The sequence below is a fragment of the Pseudomonas sp. AAC genome, from assembly GCF_000725445.1.
Lineage (GTDB): Bacteria > Pseudomonadota > Gammaproteobacteria > Pseudomonadales > Pseudomonadaceae > Pseudomonas > Pseudomonas citronellolis.
Genome location: NZ_KL647099.1, coordinates 1 through 16352 on the forward strand (window position 1 = coordinate 1; position 16352 = coordinate 16352).

At 62.4% G+C, this 16352-nt stretch carries 20 protein-coding genes; 10 read left to right on the forward strand and 10 right to left on the reverse strand.

Translation table 11 applies throughout. The features are described 5' to 3' along the window. From FG99_RS32645 to cyoE, 6 genes are all read left to right on the forward strand, one after another. Nucleotides 1–224: hypothetical protein (locus FG99_RS32645; protein WP_218187151.1), on the forward strand; the 224-nt coding region annotated here is incomplete at its 5' end. Between the two features lie 1160 nt (nt 225–1384). Then, the gene (gene cyoA, locus FG99_RS21340; protein WP_009617601.1) at nt 1385–2311 is read left to right on the forward strand and encodes a ubiquinol oxidase subunit II; all 927 of its coding nucleotides are present in this window, start codon (nt 1385–1387) and stop codon (nt 2309–2311) included. Between the two features lie 8 nt (nt 2312–2319). Further along, nucleotides 2320–4296 carry a cytochrome o ubiquinol oxidase subunit I gene (gene cyoB, locus FG99_RS21345; protein ID WP_009617603.1) on the forward strand — a complete coding sequence of 659 codons (1977 nt, stop codon included), beginning with the start codon at nt 2320–2322 and terminating at the stop codon, nt 4294–4296. A gap of 3 nt (nt 4297–4299) precedes the next feature. Continuing rightward, entirely contained in the window at nt 4300–4929 is a 630-nt protein-coding gene (gene cyoC / locus FG99_RS21350; RefSeq protein ID WP_009617605.1) for a cytochrome o ubiquinol oxidase subunit III, read from the forward strand. Next, nucleotides 4929–5267: a cytochrome o ubiquinol oxidase subunit IV gene (gene cyoD, locus FG99_RS21355; protein WP_009617607.1), complete on the forward strand. Its 339-nt coding sequence runs from the start codon at nt 4929–4931 to the stop codon at nt 5265–5267. Before cyoC ends, cyoD begins: the two co-directional genes overlap by 1 nt. A gap of 10 nt (nt 5268–5277) precedes the next feature. Further along, nucleotides 5278–6165 (forward strand): heme o synthase, encoded by an 888-nt coding sequence (gene cyoE / locus FG99_RS21360; RefSeq protein ID WP_043272262.1) that lies wholly within the window; start codon nt 5278–5280, stop codon nt 6163–6165. 384 nt (nt 6166–6549) lie between these two features. Here cyoE and FG99_RS21365 read toward each other — a convergent pair whose 3' ends face one another. The 3 genes from FG99_RS21365 to FG99_RS21375 all read right to left on the reverse strand — a co-directional run bounded on the left by FG99_RS21365 (nt 6550) and on the right by FG99_RS21375 (nt 8767). Beyond that, a complete protein-coding gene (locus tag FG99_RS21365; RefSeq protein ID WP_043272263.1) occupies nt 6550–7848 on the reverse strand; it encodes an NAD(P)/FAD-dependent oxidoreductase in 1299 nt (432 codons plus the stop codon). A gap of 46 nt (nt 7849–7894) precedes the next feature. Then, nucleotides 7895–8068, reverse strand: a complete 174-nt coding sequence (locus FG99_RS21370) for a DUF3094 family protein (RefSeq protein ID WP_009617611.1) — start codon at nt 8066–8068, stop codon at nt 7895–7897. Nucleotides 8069–8137: 69 nt separating this feature from the next. Next, the gene (locus FG99_RS21375) at nt 8138–8767 is read right to left on the reverse strand and encodes a DUF1780 domain-containing protein (RefSeq protein ID WP_009617612.1); all 630 of its coding nucleotides are present in this window, start codon (nt 8765–8767) and stop codon (nt 8138–8140) included. A 132-nt stretch (nt 8768–8899) separates the two neighbouring features. On the opposite strand from FG99_RS21375, the gene FG99_RS21380 reads away from it, so the two are divergent. From FG99_RS21380 to FG99_RS21395, 4 genes are all read left to right on the forward strand, one after another. Further along, entirely contained in the window at nt 8900–9316 is a 417-nt protein-coding gene (locus tag FG99_RS21380; protein WP_043272264.1) for a GNAT family N-acetyltransferase, read from the forward strand. Between the two features lie 2 nt (nt 9317–9318). Beyond that, on the forward strand, nt 9319–9795 hold the full coding sequence (locus FG99_RS21385) for a hypothetical protein (RefSeq protein WP_043272265.1): 477 nt from the start codon (nt 9319–9321) through the stop codon (nt 9793–9795). Next, nucleotides 9792–10508 (forward strand): energy-coupling factor ABC transporter permease, encoded by a 717-nt coding sequence (locus FG99_RS21390; RefSeq protein ID WP_009617616.1) that lies wholly within the window; start codon nt 9792–9794, stop codon nt 10506–10508. Before FG99_RS21385 ends, FG99_RS21390 begins: the two co-directional genes overlap by 4 nt. A gap of 107 nt (nt 10509–10615) precedes the next feature. Continuing rightward, nucleotides 10616–10831 (forward strand): hypothetical protein, encoded by a 216-nt coding sequence (locus FG99_RS21395; protein WP_043272266.1) that lies wholly within the window; start codon nt 10616–10618, stop codon nt 10829–10831. A 6-nt stretch (nt 10832–10837) separates the two neighbouring features. Here FG99_RS21395 and FG99_RS31505 read toward each other — a convergent pair whose 3' ends face one another. The 7 genes from FG99_RS31505 to pilB all read right to left on the reverse strand — a co-directional run bounded on the left by FG99_RS31505 (nt 10838) and on the right by pilB (nt 16260). Next, nucleotides 10838–11113 carry a type II toxin-antitoxin system RelE/ParE family toxin gene (locus FG99_RS31505; RefSeq protein ID WP_024128153.1) on the reverse strand — a complete coding sequence of 92 codons (276 nt, stop codon included), beginning with the start codon at nt 11111–11113 and terminating at the stop codon, nt 10838–10840. Next, the gene (locus FG99_RS21405; RefSeq protein ID WP_009617620.1) at nt 11113–11307 is read right to left on the reverse strand and encodes a type II toxin-antitoxin system RelB family antitoxin; all 195 of its coding nucleotides are present in this window, start codon (nt 11305–11307) and stop codon (nt 11113–11115) included. The genes FG99_RS31505 and FG99_RS21405 overlap by 1 nt, the downstream gene beginning before the upstream one ends. A 265-nt stretch (nt 11308–11572) precedes the next feature. Further along, nucleotides 11573–11782, reverse strand: coding sequence for a DNA gyrase inhibitor YacG (gene yacG, locus FG99_RS21410; protein ID WP_043272268.1), 210 nt, complete (start codon nt 11780–11782; stop codon nt 11573–11575). Further along, entirely contained in the window at nt 11779–12387 is a 609-nt protein-coding gene (gene coaE, locus FG99_RS21415) for a dephospho-CoA kinase (protein WP_009617624.1), read from the reverse strand. Before coaE ends, yacG begins: the two co-directional genes overlap by 4 nt. A 73-nt stretch (nt 12388–12460) precedes the next feature. Further along, nucleotides 12461–13333 carry a prepilin peptidase gene (locus FG99_RS21420; protein ID WP_043272269.1) on the reverse strand — a complete coding sequence of 291 codons (873 nt, stop codon included), beginning with the start codon at nt 13331–13333 and terminating at the stop codon, nt 12461–12463. Nucleotides 13334–13335: 2 nt separating this feature from the next. Continuing rightward, entirely contained in the window at nt 13336–14553 is a 1218-nt protein-coding gene (locus FG99_RS21425) for a type II secretion system F family protein (protein WP_043272270.1), read from the reverse strand. A gap of 3 nt (nt 14554–14556) precedes the next feature. Beyond that, a complete protein-coding gene (gene pilB / locus FG99_RS21430) occupies nt 14557–16260 on the reverse strand; it encodes a type IV-A pilus assembly ATPase PilB (RefSeq protein WP_043272271.1) in 1704 nt (567 codons plus the stop codon). Between the last annotated feature and the right edge of the window lie 92 nt (nt 16261–16352).

The window sequence follows — 16352 nt, forward strand, 5'->3', positions numbered from 1 at the left end:
CTTTTAACCAATTGGTCGTAGGTTCGAATCCTACACGACCCACCATCTTCCAGCCGGTCGCCCAGGTGAACGGCAATCGAAAAGCCCGCAGTCTCGTTGAGATTGCGGGCTTTTTCGTTTTTCGGTATGAAGTTTGCCTGGTGCTGGGATTTGTAGGAGCGAGCTTGCTCGCGAACCGGCCGGTGACTTCTGCGCTCGGGTTCAACTCCGTCCCCTCTCCCTAACCCTCTCCCTGAAGGGAGAGGGGACTGTTCGGAGTGCGTGGGTATTCCTGAGTTAGCCGGCAGCGCCGAAGGTTTCCAGCTGAAACCATTCCTCCTCGCGGCACGGACAAGCCCCCTCTCCCTTCAGGGAGAGGGCTGGGGAGAGGGGCTCTTGAGAACCCGTCCGGTATCCCTCCATTCGCGAGCAAGCTCGCTCCTACGAAGAGCTGAACCATCCCTCCAGTGCCGGCTGGTGCGACTGAAACCTCGCTGAAATACAAAACCAATCACGCTGTCATTTCGCCGGGCTAATGTTTTTCGCCGTTTGTACTCATCGCGAAATCAGTCATATCCGGCCGGATTTTGCCCAGTCAAAAACGGCCACGCCGTTAGAATCTGAAACGCTTTTCCCGCCCGAATCGCTTGCTGCGGCGATGTGTCGCACTCTGCGCAGGGCGTTTGCGACAGCTTTTCCAGCTCTCTTGATCGAGATCATTTCCAGCCTTGCGAGGTTGTTCTAGGGCACCTCGACAAGGCACCTTCCGATGCGGCTGGATGCCGCGCCAGCCGGGGCATTCAGCCCTCCTGGCGAGGGCTTTCGGAGGGCTCCGGAAAGCGCCTTTCAAACCTTGCATTTCCTGTGGGAATTGCTCGTTTTTCGAGCACTCGCGGCGGCCACTCTTAACCCTGGCGAGATAATGTCTTGTTAAAAATGAGACCGTCAGGCCTTGCCAGTGGTTTCTGAAATGTCTTGTAATATCGCCCGCCCATTCCTGACCCCATAGCGCCTCGGTTCCAGCGTCGCAGAACCTTGGCAGGCACCCGCCGCAGGCGGTGCTGGAATAACAACGAGGGGCTGACTGTGGTGGGTTTCCGCTCAACAACGAGTAGGGCAATCCGCTCGTGAACAGGTGTCGGCCAGGCAGGCTTCCGAGGAAGCGGCAGGGCAGGCGCCAACACGCTGAATAACACGGAACGAATCAGCACACGGATCGGTTTCGCTACGCGAAAGCCGGGCTGGGTTCCTTTTGCCTTGTTTTCTTGCAGCGCCGATTCGCTACCCCATGGATCCACTAAGACGTCTCGCCTTGGAAGGCGCGGCGGGCAGTTCGTCGAGCATGAACCCTGCGTGGGTAAATCTCATGGGCGGTGTAGCTATGTTCATCCATTAAGGCCGCAAGATGAAAATAGACCAGTACTCTGGATACCTGAAGAGATTGTCCGTGCTGCTCCCCCTGCTCTCGCTGGGTGGCTGCAACATGGTCCTGTTCGACCCCAAGGGGCAGATCGGCGTCGACGAGAAGTCGCTGATCATCACCTGCACCCTGCTGATGCTGCTCGTGGTGGTGCCGGTCATCGTCATGACCCTGGCATTCGCCTGGAAATACCGCGCTTCCAACACCAAGGCCACCTACATGCCCGACTGGGCGCACTCCACCCGCATCGAGGTGGTGGTGTGGCTGGTGCCCTGCATCATCATCGCCATCCTCGGCTGGCTGACCTGGGAATCCACCCACAAGCTGGACCCCTATCGCCCGCTGGATTCCGACGTCAAGCCGATCACCATCCAGGCCGTCTCGCTGGACTGGAAATGGCTGTTCATCTATCCGGAACAGGGCATCGCGACCGTCAACGAGATCGCCTTCCCGAAAGACACCCCGGTGAACTTCCAGATCACCTCGGACACCGTGATGAACTCCTTCTTCATCCCGCAACTGGGTAGCCAGATCTACTCGATGACCGGGATGCTGACCAAGCTGCACCTGATCGCCAACGAAGAAGGCGTGTTCGACGGTATCTCCGCGAACTACAGCGGCAGCGGCTTCTCCGGCATGAAGTTCAAGGCCATCGCCACTTCCGAGCAGGGCTTCCAGGACTGGGTCGCCAAGGTCAAGTCCGCCCAGGCCGGCCTCACCGAGGAAGGCTTCCCCGAGCTGGCCAAGCCGAGCGAGAACGTTCCGGCTACCTACTTCTCCTCGGTCACCCCGGACCTGTTCCAGCACATCCTGACCAAGCACGAGCGTGCCGGTCTGGCCATGGGCAAGGGCAAGGCCGAGCACGCCGAAGGCGAAGCAGAATCGCAATCCAATCCGAGTATCCAGGAGTAACCGCGCAGATGTTCGGGAAACTGACTCTGTCGGCCGTGCCTTATCACGAGCCGATCATCATGGTCACGCTGGCGGTCGTTGCCCTGTTGGGCATCGGCGTCTTCGGCGCGATCACCTACTACCGCAAGTGGACCTACCTGTGGACCGAATGGCTGACCTCCATCGACCACAAGAAGATCGGCGTGATGTACATCATCGTCGCCCTGATCATGCTGCTGCGCGGCTTCGCCGACGCCATCATGATGCGCGGCCAACTGGCCCTGGCCGAAGGCGCCAACCACGGCTTCCTGCCGCCTGAGCACTACGACCAGATCTTCACCGCGCACGGCATGATCATGATCATCTTCATGGCCATGCCCTTCATGACCGGCCTGATGAACCTGGCCGTGCCGCTGCAGATCGGCGCCCGCGACGTGGCCTTCCCGTTCCTGAACTCCCTCAGCTTCTGGCTGCTGGTGGTCAGTGCGATGCTGGTCAACGTGTCCCTGGGCCTGGGCGAATTCGCCCGTACCGGCTGGGTGGCCTACCCGCCGCTGTCCGAGCTGGCCTACAGCCCGGGCGTGGGTGTGGACTACTACATCTGGGCCTTGCAGATATCCGGCATGGGTACGCTGCTGACCGGTATCAACTTCCTGGTCACCGTGTTCAAGATGCGCACCCCGGGCATGAAGCTGATGCAGATGCCGATCTTCACCTGGACCTGCACCTTCGCCAACATCCTGATCGTCGCGTCCTTCCCGATCCTGACCGCGGCCCTGGGCCTGCTGTCGCTGGACCGCTACCTGGACATGCACTTCTTCACCAACGAGCTCGGCGGCAACGCCATGATGTACATCAACCTCTTCTGGGCCTGGGGCCATCCTGAGGTGTACATCCTGATCCTGCCGGCCTTCGGTATCTTCTCCGAAGTCACCGCCACCTTCGCCGGCAAGCGTATGTTCGGCTACACCTCGATGGTGTGGGCGAGCGCCGCGATCACCTTCCTCGGCTTCACCGTGTGGCTGCACCACTTCTTCACCATGGGTTCGGGCGGCGACGTCAACGGCTTCTTCGGCGTTGCGACCATGCTGATCTCCATCCCCACCGGGGTGAAGCTGTTCAACTGGCTGTTCACCATCTACCGTGGCCGCCTGCGCTTCGACACCCCGATCCTGTGGACCCTGGGCTTCATGATCACCTTCACCATCGGTGGCATGACCGGCGTTCTGCTGGCTATTCCGGGCGCTGACTTCCTGCTGCACAACAGCCTGTTCCTGATCGCCCACTTCCACAACACCATCATCGGTGGCGCGGTGTTCGGCTACCTGGCCGGCTTCGTCTTCTGGTTCCCGAAAGCCTTCGGCTTCAAGCTGGACGAGAAGTGGGGCAAGCGTTCCTTCTGGTGCTGGCTGGTCGGCTTCTACATGGCCTTCATGCCGCTGTACATCCTCGGCTTCATGGGCATGACCCGTCGCCTGAACCACTACGACAACCCGCTGTGGAAGCCGTACCTGGTGGTGGCGTTCTTCGGCGCCGTGCTGATCCTGTTCGGCATCCTCAGCCAACTGATCCAGCTGTTCGTCTCCATCAAGAATCGCAAGCAACTGGCCGACGTGACCGGCGACCCGTGGGGCGGCCGTACCCTGGAATGGTCCACTTCCTCGCCGCCGCCGTACTACAACTTCGCCGAGCTGCCGGTGGTGCGTGATGTCGACGCCTTCCACGAAATGAAGCAGAACGGCCGCGCCTACCAGGCCCCGGCCTCGTACAAGCCGATCCACATGCCGAAGAACACCGCCGCTGGCTTCTCCATCGCGCTGTTCGCCTTCATCTTCGGCTTCGCTGCGATCTGGCACATCTGGTGGCTCGCGGGCATCGGCTTCGTCGGCATGATCGCCTCCGTCATCGTGCGCAGCTACGTCACCGACCTGGACTACTACGTCCAGCCGGACGAGATCGAGCGCATCGAGAACCGCCACTTCCAGCAACTCGCCAAACAGGTCTGATCCATGTCTACGGCAGTATTGAGCAAACACTCGGTCGCCCACGAAGCGGGGCATGACCACGATCACGAACACCACGACGCGGGTGGCATGACGGTCTTCGGCTTCTGGCTGTACCTGATGACCGACTGCATCCTGTTCGCCAGTGTCTTCGCCACCTACGCTGTGCTCGTCGGCCATACGGCCGGCGGCCCCAGCGGCAAGGACATCTTCGAACTGCCCTACGTGGCCGTCGAAACCGCGATCCTGCTGATCTCCAGCTGCACCTACGGCCTGGCCATGCTGGCCGCGCACAAGGGCGCCAAGGCCAAGGCCATCGCCTGGCTGGGCGTGACCTTCCTCTGCGGCGCCGCGTTCATCGCGATGGAAGTCAACGAGTTCCATCACCTGATCGTCGAAGGCTTCGGCCCGAGCCGCAGCGCGTTCCTGTCGTCCTTCTTCACCCTGGTCGGCATGCACGGCCTGCACGTGACCGCAGGCCTGCTGTGGATGCTGGTGCTGATGGCGCAGATCGGCAGCCGTGGCCTGACCGCGCAGACCAACACCCGCATGATGTGCCTGAGCCTGTTCTGGCACTTCCTGGACATCGTCTGGATCTGCGTATTCACAGTCGTCTACCTGATGGGGGCCGTGTAATGAGCGCCGCTGCACACGACAACCACGGCGCCGGCCACGGCAGCCTGGGTTCCTACGCAATCGGTTTCGTGCTGTCGATCATCCTCACCGCGATTCCGTTCTACATGGTCATGGATGGCGGCTTCACCCGCCACGCGACCATCCTCACCATGGTTATCCTCGGCCTGGTGCAGGTGGTGGTGCACCTGGTGTGCTTCCTGCACATGAACATGTCCTCGGAAGGCCGCTGGAACGTGATGGCGTTCATCTTCACGGTGATCGTCATCCTGCTGGTGGTGGGCCTGTCGCTGTGGATCATCTTCAGCGCCGATGGCCTGATGATGCCGATGGTGAACTGAGGCTGACGACGTGAAGCTGAAGCGTTATCTCCTGGTGACCAAGCCGGGCATCATCTTCGGCAACCTGATCGCCGTGGCGGGGGGCTTCTTCCTCGCCGCGCGCGGCAGTGTCGACCCGATGCTGCTGCTGGCGACGGTGATCGGGCTGTCGCTGGTGGTGGCCAGCGGGTGCGTGCTGAACAACTGCATCGACCGCGACATCGACCGCCACATGGAGCGGACCCGCGGCCGCGTGACCGTGACCGGGCAGATCTCGCTGAAGGCCGCCCTGGCCCACGGCGTGGTGCTCGGCCTGGCCGGCTTCGGCCTGCTGCTGTGGAAGACCAACCTGCAGGCGACCCTGATGGCGGCGTTCGGCTTCGTGGTCTACGTCGGCTTCTACAGCCTGTGGCTCAAGCGCACGTCGATCTACGGCACCCTGGTGGGCAGCCTCTCCGGGGCCATGCCGCCGGTGGTGGGCTACTGCGCCGCGGCCGGTCATTTCGACATGGGCGCCGCGGTGCTGCTGCTGATCTTCTGCCTGTGGCAGATGCCGCACTCCTACGCCATCGCCATCTTCCGCCTGAACGACTACAAGGCGGCGGGTATCCCGGTGTGGCCGGTGGCGCGCGGCATCGAAGCGACCAAGCGGCAGATCCTCTACTACGTGCTGGCCTTCGGCGCCGCCACCCTGCTGCTGACCGTGACCGGCTTCGCCGGCTACGGTTACCTGGTGGTGGCCCTGGCGGTCAGCGCCTGGTGGCTGTTCATCGCTGTGTCGGGCTTCCGCGCCGAAGACGATCGCCTGTGGGCACGCAAGCTGTTCGCGTTCTCCATCATCGCCATCAGCGTGCTGAGCCTGATGATGTCGATCGACTTCCAGGGCCTCCCGGCCCCGGCGTTGGTCGCCGCGCTCTAAGGCAAGCCAGTGGTACGAAAAAGCCGCCTCTCGGGGCGGCTTTTTCATGCCTGGAAAAACATCGCGAACGTTACGCTGCGATCGCGCACGGCTTTTCGTAGGAGCGAGCTTGCTCGCGAACAATAGGCCCACCGCCGAACCCTCCTGTAGGAGCGCGCCCTGCGCGCGAATCGCGGGCAGGGCCCGCTCCTACAGGGAGCACGGGGCGGATCGCGGATGAATCCGCTCCTACAGGCGTACGGGCCCCCTGGCGTAGGATGGCGTTGAGCGAAGCGATACCCATCACCACGACCGCATGGGTTTCGTAAACTCAACCCATCCTACGAAAGGTGCCTCGGCGTAGGGCGCATAACCGTTCGCGGTTATCCGCCGTTTCCCGGCGCGTCAATGCAACTTCAACCGCGGCTCGGTGCTGCGCCCGATGCGGTCGCCGATCATCATCAGCGCCGTGCGGGTGAAGCCATACAGCGCCATCTGGTGCATGCGGTACAGCGAGATGTAGAACATCCGCGCCAGCCAGCCTTCCAGCTTCACGCTGCCCATCAGGTTGCCCATGAGATTGCCCACGGCGCTGAAGCGCGACAGCGAGATCAGCGAGCCATAGTCGGTGTAGCGGTACTCCCCCAGCGGCTTGCCCTCCAGGCGCGCCACCAGCGACTTGGCCAGCAGCGAGGCCTGCTGGTGCGCGGCCTGGGCACGAGGCGGCACGTTGCGTTCGCTGCCGTCGCCGAGCGGGCAGGCGGCGCAGTCGCCGAAGGCGAAGATGTTCTCGTCGCGGGTGGTCTGCAGGGTCGGGCGCACCACCAACTGGTTGATGCGGTTGCTCTCCAGGCCATCCAGGTCCTTCAGCAGGCTGGAGGCGCGGATGCCGGCGGCCCAGACCTTGAGGCTGGCAGGGATGAACTCGCCGCTGGCGGTCTTCAGGCCCTCGGCGGTCACCTCGCTGACCGGCGAGCCGACCATCACCCGCACGCCGAGCTTCTCCAGAGTGCGGTGCACCGGCTGGCTGATGCGCTCGGGCAGCGCCGGCAGCACGCGCGGGCCGGCCTCGATCAGGGTGATGCGCATGTTCTCCGGCTGGATGCCGGTCAGCCCGTAGGCCGCCAGTTCCTGCGCGGCATGGTGCAGTTCGGCCGACAGCTCGACGCCGGTGGCGCCGGCGCCGACGATGGCCACGCTGATCTGGTCGTCCTCGCCCTGGCGGGCATGGGCGCGCAGGTAGTGGGTGAGCAGCTGTTTGTGGAAGCGTTCGGCCTGCTCGCGGGTGTCCAGGAAGATGCAGTGCTGCGCGGCCCCGGCGGTGCCGAAGTCGTTGGTGGTGCTGCCGATGGCCAGGACCAGGGTGTCGTAGTCCAGGGTGCGCGCCGGCAGCAGCTCGCGGCCGTCCTCGTCGAGGGTGGCGGCCAGCTGGATGCGTTGGGTCGCACGGTCCAGCCCGCTCATCCGGCCGAGCTGGAACTGGAAGTGGTTCCATTTCGCCTGGGCGACGTAGTTCAGCTCATCCTCCGAGGAGTTGAGCGAGCCGGCGGCCACTTCGTGCAGCAGGGGTTTCCAGATGTGGGTGAGGTTGGCGTCGACCAGGGTGACCTGGGCGCGGCCCTTCCTACCCAGGGTGCGGCCGAGACGGGTCGCGAGCTCCAGCCCGCCGGCGCCGCCGCCGACGATCACGATACGATGGGACATGGGACGTACTCATAGCTAGGGAATCCTGTGCGGGCCGGCGGCGCTGCTAATGCGCGAGGTAGGCCAGGAGGCGGCTGAGCAGTCCCAGGACGATGACCACGAGGGTGAGCCCGGCCATCATCAGCCAGGGCTTGAAAGGTGCACGCTCGACTTGGTGAACGGGCGAGCTGAGGTACTGCTCGACCTTCTGCTGGTCTTCGGGGCTCAAGCGACTGGGCATGGGCGGCCTCCGTTTCTAATGCCGAGCATTCTAGTCGGCTGTTGGCTCGCGCTCAATCCGACCCGGCGGTCAGAGCCCGACACCGTTGTCCAGCAGCACCACGCGGCCGAGCTGGTCGCGCAGGAAGTCCGGGGCGTCGTCGTGGGCGAAGATCACCCGGGCGAAGTTCGGCCCCACCAGCGACAGCGAACGCCAGCCCTGGCGCAGGAACTCGGTGGGCGGCGGAAAAGGGGTGTTGAAGTCCGGCGTTTCGCGCTTGAGGCTGACGAAGGCGAGCAGGTCCAACTCGCCCGGGTCGATGCCGCGCTCGCTGTAGTTGTGCGCCTTCTTGCGCAGGGTCGGCGCCAGGCGCCGCTGCAGCTCGGCGCAGTTGATCCGCCTGGGCTTCTGCTCGCGACGGATCAGCTGGCGCAGGCTCTGGGCCAGGCGCCGGCGCTGCAGTTCGTCGCGCCATTCCTCGTTGAGCCGGCGGCCCTCGTCGAGGACGAAGAACACCTCGAAACAGGCATCGCGAAACAGCACGTCCGGCGGCTGCTGTTCCGGCGCGATGAACTCGTCCTGGCGAAAGGGCACCTTGAGCGTCTGCAGCAGGCGCTCGCAGGCCCAGCATTCCCGGTCCCACTTGCGCGCGTTGGAGAGGAACTCATTGGCCAGTTCCGCCTGGCGCCGGAGCAGGTGCAGGTAATCGGCTTCATTCATATCAACAGCTTAGCCGCTGCTGGCGCTTCGTTCCTGCTGCGACATGGCGCCTCACCCCGCGGCCGGGCAAAAGCGGCGGAATCGGCGGCGCCCTGTGTACACTGTGGCGATCCTTCCCCGGAGCCCTTCAGCATGTTCCTGCGCAGCGCCTCGACCGCCGACCACCCGCGGCTCATTGCCCTCTGGGAACGCACGCCGGGCATCCAGCTGCGCCGCGACGACGAATTCGAACCCTTCGCCGCCTACCTGTCGCGCAACCCCGATCTCAGCCTGGTGCTTGAGGCCGAGGGGACGCTGATCGGCAGCCTGTTGGTCGGCCACGACGGCCGCCGCGGCTACCTGCAGCACCTGGTGGTGGATGCGCCCTACCGGGGCCGCGGGCTGGCCCGGCGGATGCTCGACGAGGCCCAGGCACGCCTGGCGCGGCTGGGCATTGGCAAGTCCCACGTCTTCGTCCTGCGCGACGCGCCCGAAGCGCTGGCCTTCTGGGAGTGCCAGGCCGGCTGGGGACGGCGCGACGACATCCTGGTCTATTCCGCCGGAGCCTGAGCATGAACATCAGAAGAGCCTGCGCCGCACTGTTGCTATCCCTGGTCCCGCTGCTGGCCCTGGCCGCCGGCGAGGAGGGCGCCCCGGCGGGCTGGACGCTGCTCGACCAGTACGACAAGCCCTACACCCAGAACGATGACCTGAAGGTCCTGCTGGTGGCGCGCGACATGGCCGGCGGCAAGTTGGTGAAGGCAGCATTGGAAGGGCGCCCGCAAGGTTACCTGGAGCAACGCCACGCGGTCTTCGTCGCCGACATCAGCCGCATGCCCTCGCTGATCTCCAGGATGTTCGCCGTGCCGGCCATGCGCGACTACAGCTACCGCGTGCTGCTCGACCGCGAGCCGCGGGTGGCCAGCCACTTCCAGGTGCCGGAAGACAGCGTGCTGTGGATAAGCCTGCAGCAGGGCAGGGTGGTGGCCAGTCAGGCCTATTCCTCGGCGCCCGCGCTGCGCGAGGCGCTGGAGCAGGTCGCCAAGTGATAGCCGCGCAACTGCTCTCGGAAGAGAGTCTGACCCTGGGCTGGGCGATCTACCTGCCCGCGCTGGCGCTCGCCGCGTGGCGCGCGCCCTGGGTGGAAATGGTCAGCGACTTCCGCCGCCAGCACCTGGTGTTCGGCACCATGCTGGCGTTGTTCCTGCTGTGGCTGGTGCGCCGGGACTTCGCTTCGGGGCTGTCGTTCCATTTCATCGGCATGACCGCGGTGACCCTGCTGCTGGACTGGCCGCTGGCGCTGCTCGTCGGCCTGGTGGCGCAGCTCGGCCTGTGCCTGCTGGGGCGCCAGGACTGGGTGGCGATCGGCGTCAACGGCGTGCTGCTGGTGCTGGTGCCGGTGTTCATCACCGAAATGGCAGCGCTGTTCGTCGAGCGCCGCCAGCCGCGCAACCTGTTCGTCTACATCTTCTGCTCGGGCTTCTTCCCCGCGGCGCTGGCGGCCCTGTGCTGCATGCTGCTGGGCCTGGGCCTGCTGTGGGTCGACGGCATCTTCCCGATGCCGCCCTGGCTGGACGACTTCATCGGCTACCTGTGGCTGATCATGTTCCCCGAGGCCTTCATCAACGGCACCGTGGTCACCGGCCTGGTGGTGTTCTACCCGGACTGGCTGGAAACCTTCAACCGCACCCGCTACCTGCAGGCACCCTGGAAGGAAGAGAAGAAGGAAGAGGGCAAGGACGACGAGGATGAGCCGCGTTGATGACAGCCAATTCGCCGCTGTCATCCTTTTCCTCGGATTGATCCAGGTCAGTTCGCCGTGATCGCCACGCCGGGACACTCTGCTGCCCCACAGCAATGGAGAACGGCATGAGCATTCACAGTTGGGCCGAACAACGTCTTCACGAACTGCTGCTGGAAGCCGAAGCGGCGGGCATGGACACGCAACTGGTCCTGCGCGCCCTGCTCAGCTCGGTGGTGCGGGCCAACGCCCAGGTCCGCACGCAAGAAGACCTGGCGCACGAACTGCACTTCCTCGCCGAGAACCTCGACGAGGAGCGTGACTACGCGTTCATGCGGCCGTGAAGACGATCAGGGATATTCCTGGCGCGAATGCAGGACGCTGACTACTTCGATGCATTCAGCGTCGATCCGGTAAACCAGGATGTAGTTGGGGTGGATCACGACTTCTCGTGTGCCGGGTACTCGTCCATGACGGTAAAGGTAGGGATGCTGGGCCAACGGCAGCACGGCAGACTCCACGCGTTCCTTGAGGCGCCTTGCTGCTTGGGGATCCTCGTTGGCTATATAGGCGAGAATGGTCGCGAGGTCATCACTGGCACTCCTGCGCCAGATGATCGATAGCACTAGTCGTTGCCCTGGCGCCGGGCTTCGGCCTGGGCAATGATGGCGTCCATGTCGACCATTACCTCGTCATGGGGACGCCCTGGTTGGTTGTCTGTAAGGGACTTCTGCACCTTTTGGCGGAACCAGCGATCATGGCTGGCTGCCTGCTCCGGGGTTTCGAACTCGGAGACTATGGGGGAAAGTCGGGCGCTCATGATTCGGGCCTCTGCTGCAATTCTCGTCAGTCTACACCCCGGCGTGGGCCAGGGCGCAACCGTGAAGTCTCTGGTTGGTTCGTAGGAGCAACAGTCTTGCCGACTGCGCCGAGATGCTCTTTGTAGGATGGGTTGAGCTTGCGAAACCCATGCGGTCGCGGTGATGGGTATCGCTTCGCTCAACACCATCCTACGGGGGAAGGTGTAGGAGCGGATTCATCCGCGATGCCGGCCAACAGGCCGGCCCATCCAACTCGGCGAACCCTCAATGCCCCCGCAGCGGCGGGGCATCCAACTCCCCGGAGAACACATCGTCCTCCAGATCGTTGCCGGGAATCGCATGCTCCTCGGCGGCCCAGGCGCCCAGGTCGATGAGCTTGCAGCGCTCGGAACAGAAGGGGCGGTAGAGGCTCTTGGCACTCCACTCCACCGGGGCGCCGCAGGTCGGGCATTCAACGGTCAGGGGCTGGCTCATGGGCGTCCTCCGCGCAGGCTGAGATAAAAGTCGTGCAGGCGCTCCACTTCGCGCTGCAGGTGGCCGAGATCGCGGTCGTTCAGCAGTATGTCATCGGCATGCTTGAGGCGGTCGTCGCGCTGCGCCTGCGCCTGGAGAATGGCGCGCACCTGTTCCTCGGAAACGTTGTCCCTGCGCACGGTGCGCTCCAACTGCAGGTGCTCGGGCGTGTCCACCACCAGCACCCGCTGGGCCATGCGATGCTGCCCGGATTCCACCAGCAACGGCGAAACCAGGATGGCATAGGGCGACTCGGCCTGCGCCAGGTTGCTGGCGATCTCCTGGCCGATCAGCGGGTGCAGCAACTGCTCCAGCCAACGGCGTTCCTCCGCGGACTGGAAGATGCGCTCGCGCAGGGCGGCGCGGTTCAGGGTGCCGTCGGGCTGCAGCATGGCTTCGCCGAAGCGCTCCACGATGCTCGCCAGCGCCGGCCGGCCGGGCTCGACGACCCAGCGCGCGGCATGATCGGCATCCACCATGTGCACGCCAAGGTTGGCGAAGTGGGCGGCGGCGGCGCTCTTGCCGCTGCCGATGCCGCCGGTGAGGCCAAGGATCCAGGGTTTCATCGTACTCCTCGCGCCAGGCTCCCCGTCGCCCCGCGAACACGGGGGCCCGGGCGAGCCAGCGTTCGAGCAGGAGCTACCGGAAACCGGCGAACTGCAGATAGGTAGTGGTTATTTGATCACCCCAGAGCAGCGCAATCCAGCCGGCGATGGCCAGATAGGGCCCGAAGGGGATCGGCGTGCTGGTCTCGGCATTGCGCAGGCGCAGCAGAATGAGGCCCAGCACGGCCCCGACCAGGGACGAGAACAGAATGGTCAGCGGCAACACCTGCCACCCACCCCAGGCGCCGAGCATGGCCAGCAGCTTGAAGTCGCCATAACCCATGCCTTCCTTGCCGGTCAGCAGCTTGAACAGCCAGTACACCGACCACAGGCTCAGGTAACCGAACACCGCACCCCAGAGCGCATCGCCCAGGCTGGCAAAAAGCCCGAAGTAATTGACGATCAAGCCTAGCCAGAGCAGCGGCAGCACCAAGGCATCCGGCAGCAACTGGTGGTCGACGTCGATCAGGCTCATGGCCAGCAGCCCCCAGGTCAGCAACAGCATGGCCCCGGCCTGCCAGGTAAAGCCGAAGTGCCAGGCAACGAAACCGGAAAGCAGGGCGGTGGCCAGCTCGACCAGCGGATAACGCGCACTGATCGGCGCCTTGCAGGCCGAGCACTTGCCGCGCAGGGCCAGGTAACTGACCACGGGGATATTTTCCCAAGCGTGTATCTCATGGCCGCAATGAGGGCACTGGGAGTTGGGCAGGACCAGGTTGTAGGTGGCCTTTTTCTCGGGCTGGGGCAGGGAAAGCGCATCACGTGCCTGCTGTTGCCATTCCAGTTCCATCATCTTCGGCAGGCGGTGGATAACTACGTTGAGGAAGCTGCCGATCAGGAGACCGAGCAGGGCGGCGCATAAAACAAAGGCCAGCGCGTGGCTGGCCAGGAAGTCGAGTACAGGCATGCTTAGACGACGGAGCCCAGTTGGAAGATGGGGAGATACATAGCGATGATCAGGCCGCCAACCAGTACGCCGAGAACTGCCATGATCATGGGTTCCATCAGGGTGGTGAGGTTGTCGACGGCGTTGTCGACTTCTTCTTCGTAGTAACTGGCGACTTTATCCAGCATCGAATCCAGGGAGCCGGATTCTTCGCCAATGGCTGCCATTTGCACTGCCATGCTGGGAAAGACCCCAGTGGTTCGCATGGAGAAGTTGAGCTGGGTGCCTGAAGAAACGTCTTGCTTGATTTTGTTTACTGCATTGCGGAAGACCACGTTGCCGGTGGCACCGGCAACCGAGTCCAGTGCTTCCACCAAGGGAACGCCAGCGGCGAATGTGGTGGATAGCGTCCGTGCATAACGGGCCACGGCGGATTTGTAGACGATGCCGCCGACAATCGGTAGTTTCAGAATGCCGCGATCAACCGAGTCCCGGAATTTTTCCGACCGTCTATGGGCCTCTCTAAGAGCGAAGGCAATGGCGAACAGCGCTATCAGTACAATGAACCACCACGCCTGTAAGGCCTCAGATAGACCAATAACCATCTGTGTAAAGGCGGGAAGCTCGGCTCCAAAGTTAGCAAAAACAGACTGGAACTGGGGAACTACCTTAATCAAAAGAATTGCTGAAACTACAACGGCTACAACTACAACGGCGATGGGATAAGTCATCGCCTTCTTGATCTTGGACTTCAGGGACTCAGTCTTTTCTTTGTAGGTTGCTACTCGGTCCAGCAGTGTTTCCAATGCACCAGACTGCTCACCTGCATCCACAAGGTTGCAATAAAGATCATCGAAATATTGCGGTTTCTTGCGCAATGAGTTGGCCAGGCTATTACCAGCAGCGACCTCCTGCTTGATGTCTTCGACCAGCTTCCTCATGTTGGGATTGTCGAAGCCCTCAGCGATGATGTCGAAGGATTGCAACAGGGGAACACCCGAGCCCATCATGGTAGCCATCTGCCGAGTGAACAAGGCGATGTCCATGGGCTTGATCTTCTTGCCCTTGCCCAGCAGCGAAATGCCTTTCTTGCGTACCTTGGTCGGGTTGATACCTTGCTTGCGCAATTGTGCCTTGACCAGCGCAGTGTTGGTGCCGGAAAGCTCCCCTTTTACCTTCCCGCCCTTGCGATCCGTACCCTCCCAGGTAAAGACGCTCATCTTCAGTGCTTTTTCCGCCATGGATTAATCCTTGGTCACGCGGTTGACTTCCTCGAGGCTGGTAATGCCTTGCATGGCCTTGAGCAGGCCCGAGGTACGCAGGTCATTGAAGCCTTCCTTGCGGGCTTGCTCCGCGATCTGAATGGAGTTGCCTTCCTCCATGATAATCCGCTGCAGCGCCGGCGTGATTTTAACCACTTCATAAATCCCCACGCGGCCCTTGTAGCCGTTCTTGCAATTTTCACACCCCACGGGGGAATACAGCTTGAAGCTGCCGATCCTGTCCTCCGGGAAGCCTTCGTGGAGGAGGGTTTCGTTGGGGATGTCGTGTTCCTTCTTGCAGAGCGAGCAGAGCTTACGGGCCAGGCGTTGGGCAATGATCAGGTTGGTGGAGGTGGCCAGGTTGAAGGAGGCAACGCCCATGTTCAGCAGGCGCGTAAGGGTTTCCGCGGCACTGTTGGTGTGCAAGGTGGACATCACCATGTGGCCGGTCTGTGCGGCTTTGATGGCAATCTCGGCGGTTTCCAGGTCGCGGATCTCGCCGACCATGATCACGTCCGGGTCCTGGCGCAGGAAGGCGCGTAGCGCCTGGGCGAAGTCCATGCCTTGGCGAGGATTGACGTTGACCTGGTTGATGCCTTCCAAGTTGATCTCCACTGGGTCCTCGGCGGTGGAAATATTGATGTCCGGGGTATTGAGGATATTCAGACCGGTATAAAGGGAGACCGTCTTGCCCGAGCCGGTGGGACCAGTCACCAGGATCATGCCTTGGGGCTGCTTGAGAGCCTCCAGATAGAGTTCTTTCTGGTTTTCCTCATACCCCAGCGCATCAATGCCCATCTGCGCGCTGGCTGAATCGAGGATCCGCATTACGATCTTTTCGCCCCATAGTGTGGGTAGGGTATTGACGCGGAAATCGATGGATTTGGACTTGGATACCCGCATTTTGATACGGCCGTCCTGAGGCTTGCGCCGTTCGGAAATATCCAGGCCGGCCATTACCTTGAGGCGTGCAGAAATCCGACTCGCTAGTTGAATTGGTGGCTTGGCTACCTCATGCAGCATGCCGTCGGTGCGGAAACGTACCCGATAGATCTTCTCGTAGGGTTCGAAGTGCAGGTCGGAAGAGCCCCCCTTGATGGCGTCCAGCAGCATTTTATTGACGAAGCGCACCACTGGCGCATCGTCTGCGTCGCCGCCGATGGCCTCCTCCTTGCGGTCGGCTTCCCCGCTTTCGATATCCAGGCCTTCCAGATCGACATCGCCCAGGTCGTCTAGTCCTCCGGTGGCGCTTTCGAAAATCTTCTCGATCGCGTCTCCGAGTTTGTCGTCCTCAACCAGGATTGCTTCGGTGGTCAGGCCTGTACTGAATTGGACATCAGTGATGGCTTGGTGATTGGTTGGATCGGAGATGCCGACAAACAGCTTGTTGCCACGACGCCACAGAGGAATGACTCGATGCTGGCGAACCAGTTTTTCGCTGATCAGTTCCCTGGGGATGCCTTCCTTGTCTATGGCCCCTAGATCGCAGAAGGCTATACCGAACTGATCCGCCGCCAGTTCGGTCAGTGGCCGGCTTTTGACCAGCTTGTTCTGCACCAGGTAGGTCACTAACGAAAGCTTGTTTCGATGAGCCTGCTGTTGGGCCTGCTGGGCGCTTTTTTCATCCAGCAGCTCAGCAATTACCAATTGGCGGGCGAGACCGGAAAGCACGGCTTGATCGTTCATTGGGAGGAATATACGAGTTGATTTGGATAGGTCTTATAACGCACGGGCGCGATGGTGCCAAATACCCACCACTGGGGGTGTCATTTTTTGTC

Excerpts from the sequence above, each read along its gene's own strand:
- FG99_RS21370 (WP_009617611.1), bottom strand. The coding sequence starts at position 8,068 with ATGCCCAGTCGCTTGAGCCCCGAAGACCAGCAGAAGGTCGAGCAGTAC.
- FG99_RS21385 (WP_043272265.1), top strand. The coding sequence starts at position 9,319 with ATGAACATCAGAAGAGCCTGCGCCGCACTGTTGCTATCCCTGGTCCCG.
- FG99_RS21380 (WP_043272264.1), top strand. The coding sequence starts at position 8,900 with ATGTTCCTGCGCAGCGCCTCGACCGCCGACCACCCGCGGCTCATTGCC.
- cyoC (WP_009617605.1), top strand. The coding sequence starts at position 4,300 with ATGTCTACGGCAGTATTGAGCAAACACTCGGTCGCCCACGAAGCGGGG.
- cyoA (WP_009617601.1), top strand. The coding sequence starts at position 1,385 with ATGAAAATAGACCAGTACTCTGGATACCTGAAGAGATTGTCCGTGCTG.
- FG99_RS21375 (WP_009617612.1), bottom strand. The coding sequence starts at position 8,767 with ATGAATGAAGCCGATTACCTGCACCTGCTCCGGCGCCAGGCGGAACTG.
- pilB (WP_043272271.1), bottom strand. The coding sequence starts at position 16,260 with ATGAACGATCAAGCCGTGCTTTCCGGTCTCGCCCGCCAATTGGTAATT.
- FG99_RS21405 (WP_009617620.1), bottom strand. The coding sequence starts at position 11,307 with ATGAGCGCCCGACTTTCCCCCATAGTCTCCGAGTTCGAAACCCCGGAG.
- cyoD (WP_009617607.1), top strand. The coding sequence starts at position 4,929 with ATGAGCGCCGCTGCACACGACAACCACGGCGCCGGCCACGGCAGCCTG.
- FG99_RS21395 (WP_043272266.1), top strand. The coding sequence starts at position 10,616 with ATGAGCATTCACAGTTGGGCCGAACAACGTCTTCACGAACTGCTGCTG.
- FG99_RS21365 (WP_043272263.1), bottom strand. The coding sequence starts at position 7,848 with ATGTCCCATCGTATCGTGATCGTCGGCGGCGGCGCCGGCGGGCTGGAG.
- coaE (WP_009617624.1), bottom strand. The coding sequence starts at position 12,387 with ATGAAACCCTGGATCCTTGGCCTCACCGGCGGCATCGGCAGCGGCAAG.
- FG99_RS21420 (WP_043272269.1), bottom strand. The coding sequence starts at position 13,333 with ATGCCTGTACTCGACTTCCTGGCCAGCCACGCGCTGGCCTTTGTTTTA.
- FG99_RS21425 (WP_043272270.1), bottom strand. The coding sequence starts at position 14,553 with ATGGCGGAAAAAGCACTGAAGATGAGCGTCTTTACCTGGGAGGGTACG.
- yacG (WP_043272268.1), bottom strand. The coding sequence starts at position 11,782 with ATGAGCCAGCCCCTGACCGTTGAATGCCCGACCTGCGGCGCCCCGGTG.
- cyoB (WP_009617603.1), top strand. The coding sequence starts at position 2,320 with ATGTTCGGGAAACTGACTCTGTCGGCCGTGCCTTATCACGAGCCGATC.